Source organism: Candidatus Gorgyraea atricola (assembly GCA_030765235.1).
GTDB lineage: Bacteria > Omnitrophota > Gorgyraeia > Gorgyraeales > Gorgyraeaceae > Gorgyraea > Gorgyraea atricola.
The window spans coordinates 1-8117 of sequence record JAVCCW010000014.1 but is presented as its reverse complement, the minus strand read 5'-3'; the positions used below and the strand labels follow the sequence as shown (position 1 = coordinate 8117).

General features: G+C 38.3%; 7 protein-coding genes. All 7 read left to right on the top strand.

What is annotated here, in order from left to right; translation table 11 throughout:
* Positions 1-289: 289 nt before the first annotated feature.
* The 7 genes from P9L93_03000 (at position 290) to P9L93_02970 (ending at position 7658) form a co-directional block, all read left to right on the top strand.
* Positions 290-661, top strand: a complete 372-nt coding sequence (locus P9L93_03000; GenBank protein ID MDP8230053.1) for a type II toxin-antitoxin system RelE/ParE family toxin — start codon at positions 290-292, stop codon at positions 659-661.
* Position 662: 1 nt separating this feature from the next.
* Positions 663-989, top strand: coding sequence for an XRE family transcriptional regulator (locus P9L93_02995; GenBank protein ID MDP8230052.1), 327 nt, complete (start codon positions 663-665; stop codon positions 987-989).
* A gap of 242 nt (positions 990-1231) precedes the next feature.
* Positions 1232-2263 (top strand): hypothetical protein, encoded by a 1032-nt coding sequence (locus P9L93_02990; protein MDP8230051.1) that lies wholly within the window; start codon positions 1232-1234, stop codon positions 2261-2263.
* A 276-nt stretch (positions 2264-2539) separates the two neighbouring features.
* A complete protein-coding gene (locus P9L93_02985) occupies positions 2540-4735 on the top strand; it encodes a DUF4922 domain-containing protein (protein MDP8230050.1) in 2196 nt (731 codons plus the stop codon).
* A gap of 236 nt (positions 4736-4971) precedes the next feature.
* On the top strand, positions 4972-6486 hold the full coding sequence (locus tag P9L93_02980) for a hypothetical protein (GenBank protein MDP8230049.1): 1515 nt from the start codon (positions 4972-4974) through the stop codon (positions 6484-6486).
* Between the two features lie 202 nt (positions 6487-6688).
* A complete protein-coding gene (locus tag P9L93_02975; protein ID MDP8230048.1) occupies positions 6689-7090 on the top strand; it encodes a hypothetical protein in 402 nt (133 codons plus the stop codon).
* 37 nt (positions 7091-7127) lie between these two features.
* Positions 7128-7658, top strand: a complete 531-nt coding sequence (locus P9L93_02970) for an ORF6N domain-containing protein (protein ID MDP8230047.1) — start codon at positions 7128-7130, stop codon at positions 7656-7658.
* The last annotated feature ends 459 nt before the right edge of the window (positions 7659-8117 follow it).

The window sequence follows — 8117 nt, the reverse complement described above, 5'->3', positions numbered from 1 at the left end:
TGGCAGCACGCAAAAAAGACGCGATTCTGCATATCAGGGTAAACAGCCATGATCTAAATAGCATAAAAGAAAAAGCCCGAAAACTAGGCGTAAAATACCAGACCTTTATCTCAGAGGTCTTGCACCGCGTAGCAATGTAGCCCTTGATCCTTCCGATTCTTGAATCTCTTGAAAAAATCTAAAATAATTGAAAGAAAATCGCCTTCTGATGTGTCTTATATAGTAGGGGTAGTAAAAAGACCTTTAAAATTAACCCTTGACAATACAAGTTATATCTTGTATACTTATAATGGGACACAGGTTATCAAATATATATTATTTTTTAGACGAGAGGGGCAATAGTCCAGTTAAGGAATTTATAACCAGCTTGCCTGTAAAGGAAAGGGCAAAGGTTTTCGCGTATTTTCATGAGCTCATGAGACAAGGCTATAATTTGCGGCGTCCTATGGCGGATTATTTAGGTTATGGCATTTATGAGCTCCGACCAAAAAATAATAGGATTTTTTATTTCTTCTTTTTAAAGGATGTAGCTGTGTTTCTACATGCTATAAAGAAAAAGACATATAAAATACCTGAAAGCGATTTAAATATATGTATAAAGAGAAAATTACAGGTAGAAAAAAATAAGCGCATAAAAAGAGTGGAATCGCAAGGTGATTAAAATGGGAAAAATAGGCTTAAAAAATTATGAGATTCATTTAAAAGAACTTCTTAAGAATAAAAAATTCAGAAAAGCATACGAGCGCGAAAAGATAAAAGTAGCCCTGGCTCAGAAACTTGCCGAGCTAAGACAAGACGCGCATCTAAGGCAGTCTGATCTCGCAAAAAAACTTCATGTTTCCCAGCAATTTATCTCCCAAATAGAGACAGCGGAGGCAGACAACTTAACCATAGATACATTGCTTAATATTGCCAGGTCTTTAGGCAGAGGTATGGAAATATCTTTTCCAAAGCTTTCCGGTCGAGGACATGGTCTTAAGGTAGCATAACCAGTTTTATGCCAAAACTAACTTCAAAAGTATTTAAAATTCCTACCAATTTTTAAATTTCCTAAAATAATTGCCCGCCTACGCCAGGCAACTTCCGTGCTTGGCTTCGGCGAGATTGCGAAGGGATAATAGGGGACGGAGCCCTATTACTTCAAATACATTGACTTTTCGCTGTAATTTGATATAATATAGGCAATATTTAAGATAGGTCATGAAAAAGATGGCCTTTTTGTGTCCAGATTATGATTAAGATTAAAAAATCTTATAATATAGCATTGATATTTACGCTAATAAGGGCGGTGATGTGCGCAGATATTGTTTATTCATCTAGCGAGACGTTACGTGTTTTTATAGGGCAATCAAGTGAGCGTGTAAGTAAGGCAATTATAGGTCCGAAGTATGAATTTGGTAAATTTAGACAAGTTGAACCTGATGCCTATAAGGGTGATATTATTATTGAAAACAAGATATTTAAGTTGTCAATAGATGGTAGACCTATAAGCAACATGTTTCTGTATGAGTATATACTATATTACAACGGAGAAGAAATTGGCGCAACTTCCTGGTGTTTAGAAGGAGATGTACCAAAATTTGCAGGGCTGGTGATTGAGGAAGAATATAGAAAGGATAATATTAGTAAAATCATACCTTCGCTTAAAGGTATTTCTCTTGCAGAGGTATTGATGGAGATTAGATTTAAAGATATCTCCTTAAATGACAAGGCAGTGTTTTCAAAGACTCTTGGTGCTGACTTGATGGGCCTTCTTCCTCCCAATCCAAGAGCTATAGGATTAGTCAAGAAATATAAAATGGTTCCATTAGATAAAGATACGATAATCAATGACATCAAGGATGGAAAGCAAATAGTTAATAAGACATGTCCAGGACATGGTTGGTTTGAAGTGTCACGTCTTGAGGAGAGCAATGGACGTTTCGATTGGACACCAAAGAAGTTAGTTCTTAAGAAGCGAGGTGTAGATGAGGCAATATTCGACAAAGACATATGTGGAGAACTTTACATAGATGCGAGCTTTAGACAGATATTCGTAGATATTATCGAAGGTCGACATGATACTTATGAAATCTATATGGGAGGCAGATGGGGGTTTCATCCAAATGATGCAGAGCAAGTAGAAAAATATTTCGAGTCAAAACCCTCATGGCAGGCCAGTGATGATATCAATATCGGAAACGTCTACCAGACTATGAAGAAAACTGTCCTGGATTTGCTTGGGAAGCTATCTTGGGGTAGGCGGATTTTAGGTTGGTTATGAGGCAAATAGTAAACAAACAATAGACGGACAAATAAGTAGACGTCCTATTTGGGTACACCCTAGTATTTAAAATTCCTTCCGATTTTTAAGTAACAGGGGACGGGTAACAGGGGACGGAGCCCTATTACTTCAAATACATTGACTTTTCGCTGTAATTTGGTATAATAAAATTAATAAAAGAAGGAGTCTTGCATAGTCAAATAGTAAAAACCAGGACTATTTTTTTACCCGCGATATGCTACAGCTTAAAAAAGTATTGCCAAAGGAGATTAAAGGATGAGAACGATAATTAGTTTTGTTATTCTTACAGCATTTTTATTCATAAAAACTCCCTATGCACAACCTGCGTATCTTCAACAAACCCTAAGACTTCAAGTTGGCAGCCAAGATGATATTAAGCGCAAAGAAGAGCTTGAAAAAGAATTATCCTTAAAAAAAGAGACAGTTTATATTGCAAAAGAAATAGAAGGGCAGCAAGTTATTATAGCTGAACTCCCAAAGGCCTTAGCATTAGCAAAAGATATAGTAGACTATGTTGATGAAAAAGGAGATTTGCAATATGCTGATGAGGCAATTAAAGGGCTTGAATTTATAGACATTCTCGAAGTTGGTGAAGGTGGCAATGAAAATGTTGTAGGAAGGGTGCTCAGAAAGAAGAAAATATCAGATTTAGGACACGAGAAAGGTTTGTTGCACAGGACTTCTAATGCATTTGTTCTTAATCTCGATGGGGAAATTATCATTGACCGTAGGGCACATAATAAGGCACAGCCGCTTAAATTATCTATTTTAGGAGGTCATAATCCTTCTGGTTGGAGATATCGCCAGACTATTAGAAAAGAACTTCCAGAGAAGTTGGGATTTCCTGAAGAATGGAAGTTGCAAGGAAGACTTTGGCAAATAGGTGAAGAAGGAGGTTTTAAATCTCCATCTGAAGATAAGAAAAATAATGAGAGAAGATCCCTCTATGTATACTTGCTGAGCGATGTAGAATATGGAATGATCAAACAGGATAAGATGGAAATGGATAGGAAAAGAGAAGAGATGACAAGAAAGGAATGGCAGGAGCATTTAGAGCAGGAGCAAGCGGATCTTGAAAAACCGGGTGCTGGAGAAGTTTGGACAAGATATATATTTGACATGAAAAGTCTTCTTAACGCCAAGAAGGAAAGCGCAGGGTTATATGTTGAATTGCAGGGAGATAGGTTTTTAGATTCGAAGGGTAATGAGCAACAAAGAGTCAGTTTTACAAGCGACCTTTTGGAGCCATTATTAACAAACAGTGGAGTTATAAATGAGGTAAAAGCAATTATAGAGCATGTTAAGGAAAATATGAGGCCTGATTTTTTCTACGACGATTTGCAGGAGGTCGAGGGAAAGCTATATGATATTGATAAAACACTATTAGAGATGTTGAAGCGCCAGGCTAAGGAAGGTTTTGGTTATGATGATTATTGGGAAGAAGGCCTTACAATAGAGGAGATGTATAGGAAACATGCAACGAATAAAAGCATTAGAAAAGAATACGACGCTCGTATTGGTCAGGAAGATAAAAGTGCAAAAGTTACTGATGAAAAACCGCTAGGCAGGTTTAGCCTTATAAAAAGTATATGGCGCCCACTCCGTAGAGTTGGTTTTCCAGGCACAAAGTTAAAAGATCACCCGGAAGCCGTAAACGATGGATGTTTTATCTGTATTCCAAACATGGCAAACCAGCAGAGAGGCCTGCGTATTTTTGATAAGATAAATGGCGTAGAGTATGTTGCATTAGCTAATCCATTTCAGTATTTAAAAAATCATATTACATTAGCTCTGATCGGACATGAAGACCAGGGGCTTTCATTGGGCCGCATTGGATTCATGCTTGATCTTATTGAAAGATTAAAGTCGTTCAGTTTTAGTTTTAATGCTATAGGCGCAGCTGCTTCCATACCTAAACATCTACATTTTCATGGTACTAATGGAAAACTTCCATTGGAAGGTGAACATATAGGCGAAATAACCTTATTTAAGAGCGATAGACTAAAGGTGAGCAAGCTAGACGAATCATGGCCTAACTTGGTTTATGTTATCAGGGGAGACAAGGAAAAAATTGCAAGGTTTCTAATAGGCATGATTGATTCTACGGCAGAGAGATTTCCTGGGGAGGACCAACAGGAAAAGCGGGCATTTGGTATTTTATTTGGCCGCGACGCAGAAGGACAAAGAAAAGTATATCTTATCCCTCGCAGAAAAGAAAGGCCTTCTAATTTTGGTAACGATTTTGGCTTTTGTGAGATGGGGGGTCGGTTGATTTGCGAGACAACAGAGGATTTTGAAGACACAGAGAGTCCAGAACCCATTGAAAAAGCTTTGCGCGAGTGTGGATATCCGCATAAGGATGCTGACGAAATCGAGTCTATTTTTAAAGACGTGATAGAAAGCCTACGGACGCCTATAGAGATTTCTGTCAAGGTTAGAAATCAAATCTAATTTCAAAAACTGGGACAAATAAGTAGACGTCCTATTTGGGTACACCCTGCGAGTTAAAATTCCTTCCAATTTTTAAGTAACAGGGGACGGGTAACAGGGGACGGAGCCCTATTACTTCAAATACATTGACTTTTCGCTGTAATTTGATATAATATAGGCAATATTTAAGATAGGCCACGAGAAAGATGGCCTTTTTATGTCTTGTAATAGAAAGGGCTTTTAAAAGAGATAAGTATATGAGAAAGACACATAAGATAATTAATATAGCACTAATATTTACGCTAATAGGAGTATTTTTGTGTCAGGACCTTGCTTATTCACTTGATATATACCATCTGCGACTCCCTATGGATATTGATGAGGAAAGATTCTTTTCAGCAGCAGAAAAAAAGAAAAACTTCTCTATTCCGATAAGATGGACAACGACAAGATTAGACTACAATAACATGAAGACAGAAATGCCCTATTTTATGAAAGAATACATTAGAGAGGTAGTTCTTAATACAGATAACGGTTTCCTAGAGAAAACTATTTTTAGCTGCCTGAAAAAGAAAATAAAACCAGAAGAAGTTAAAAAAATTAAGGGAATGGGGATAAAATTATTTCAGCTGGGAAAATATAATTATATTTTTAGAGTAAACGTATCTTTAGGGACGAAAAAAGTTACTTTTGGCTTAGTGGCTGCGAAGGGCTCTTCATTGAATCAAAGCACCATGGATGATTTTGCAAATATTCTCTCACTTCGAAAGCAATTTCCCAAGTTCTCAGACTTATTACAAAACCCTTATGTATTAGACAACAGCACTTCTTTAACTATGTTTAGTTGTGAGTGGTTCAATGATTATTATGAATTGGGGATTGACTGGAATAATGCTGAACAGACAACGACTTTTTATATAAATGATAAAAGGATTCCACCTAGGAAAATTAGAGAAGAGAGAATTGATCCATATATGTTTCAGTTCACCAAAGAAGAAACAGCCGCCATTGTTGAAGAGACATCTAGGACACTTACCATATTTTTTGATGAAGAAAGGCAACGGTCTATTGATTTAAGTCGGATTATAATCGAAGCGGGAGATCTCACCCACTACAGAAAAGTATCCAAGCCCAAGCTTAAATTAATGACTGTAAGGAATATTAAAAAGAATCAAAATGCTAATGATTTTATTACTGCACTTATGAATTTGGACAATCCTGTCGGTGGCGTAGATTTGCTTATGGACTATGGTGGTCATAGCCTTGATTTTTCATATTACCGCAAAAGCGTTGCAAAAGGTATCTTAAGAGGGCTGCAAGATAAACATGGAAAGAAGGAGGGAGAGGAAAGATTTAGTGTATGGTGCAAGAATTGTCCTTTACTTGAATCAGCTGCTATTTCATTAACAAATATGGAACAGGTGACTCTAGAACCAATGAGAGAGAGCCCTGTTTCTAAAGAGACTTTGATGGAGCTGTTAGATGGTAGCCTGACAACAGAGATCTTTGCATCTCATGAGAAATTTAGAGGCTATATCTTTGTAAAGGCAAACGGCAAGAAGGTCTCTGTTAAAGTTGATAAAGGGCAGGGATGCAATGTTATATTTCCTAACATAAGGAAAGCTTTAGAAGGTTATCCAGCACGCCAAGAGTTCCTTTGGTTTAGAGGAACAGATCCTGAAGGCTATTTAGTGCATCTTATAATGCCAGCCACAGTCAAGACACTCTTTTTTAGACTGCTACCCCAAGAGTTTTCTAGAAAGTGTTTATAGCAGATAGTAGACATCTTATTTGGATACACCCTAGTACTTAAAATTCCTTCCGATTTTTAAATTTCCTAAAATAATTGCCCGCCTACGCCAAGCAACTTTCGTGCTTGGCTTCGGCGAGACTGCGAAAAATTACAAAAAAGTAATTTTTCTTGAAAGAAAACACCCCTCCAGATGTGTCTTATATAGTAAAGGGAGGTGTGGTATGACAGAAGGGTGGTTTTGGGGGTTTTTGGAGCATTTGTGGCGGACTAACGGGAGAGAAGCCATGATGGCTGGTATGGTTGATGATCCTGATCCGCGAGTACAGGCAACGAGCCATTATATAATGAGCCATACTTTGTTGCCTCGGGAGTGTAATAAGCTCCCGGTTGGAACTGTAGTCAACATGAGTAGACTGCTTCTTGGAAAAGGCATTCAGCGCAAAACCAGGGAAGCTATTATGATGATACTTGCTCATCATGGCTCGGAGAATGCGTTGGACGCATTGAGAAAGTATAATATGAGGCCAAATAAAGGCCTGGAGGTCTTTGCTGAGATGGCGCTGGAGGAGTGCAAGGACTGGCATAATGGCACTGTTATGAAGGTTGATTTGATAAATAGGTAGTCGCAAATTGTGATCTTAGACAGGAGGGAGGCATATTATGAAAGGGCTTGTTCCGCAGGAGGTAATCGAGCGCAGAATATTCGTAATTCGTGGGCAAAAGGTTATGCTCGATAGGGATTTGGCTGAGCTTTATGACATCCTAACAAAGAATTTGAATAAAGCTGTAAGTAGAAACATAGGCCGTTTCCCTGTAGATTTTATGTTTCGATTAACAAAAGATGAGCTTAAAAACTTGAAGTTCCATTTTGGAACTTCAAGTTGGGGAGGATCGCGCAAGATGCCGCGTGCATTTACGGAACATGGCATTTTAATGCTTTCATCGGTTCTTAATAGCGAACGCGCCATCCAGGTCAATATTGCTATTATGCGAGCATTTGTAAGGCTAAAGCAGATCCTTGTCACGCACAAAGAGATAGCAGAAAAGCTGGAAAAACTCGAGAAGCGCATGGATAAGCAAGATAAATACGTAATAGCCATATTTGAGATCATGAAATCGTTTATGCCGCCATTACCGCCGCCTCCAGAGACTCCGTCAAAGCCAAAGGGGCCGATAGGGTTTAGTATGTAAGTTTCTTGTACCGTATTGAACTCCCCTCACCAATCTGTCCCCGAATCACGCTTCAAAGTGTCCCCTGATCTCATAAACCCTGCACCTTGACTCAATAAGCCCATAGTAGTATCATATATACACTAACCACAAAGGTGCCCTATATGAAGACCTTCCTATTACCTATATCTATATCCTCTATATCCCTAGGAATAGCATCTATCCTATCCCCTTTAAAGCTTAAAAACCTCTATACTCTTCTTATAAAGCCTGTAAAGGGGGCGTTACCTTAGCTTTGTAGTAGGATAGGGGAGGGGTGGGTGTTTTGTAGTGTTTTTGTTTTATTGTTCTAGAGTGTAGTGGTTTATTTTATGTGTTTTTTTATTTCTTATGCCCTGTCCCCCCTGTAGGTCAGGTTTAAACCTGACCTACAGGGGGGACAGGGCGATTAAAAGATTTAGGGACTAGATGAAGCATAAC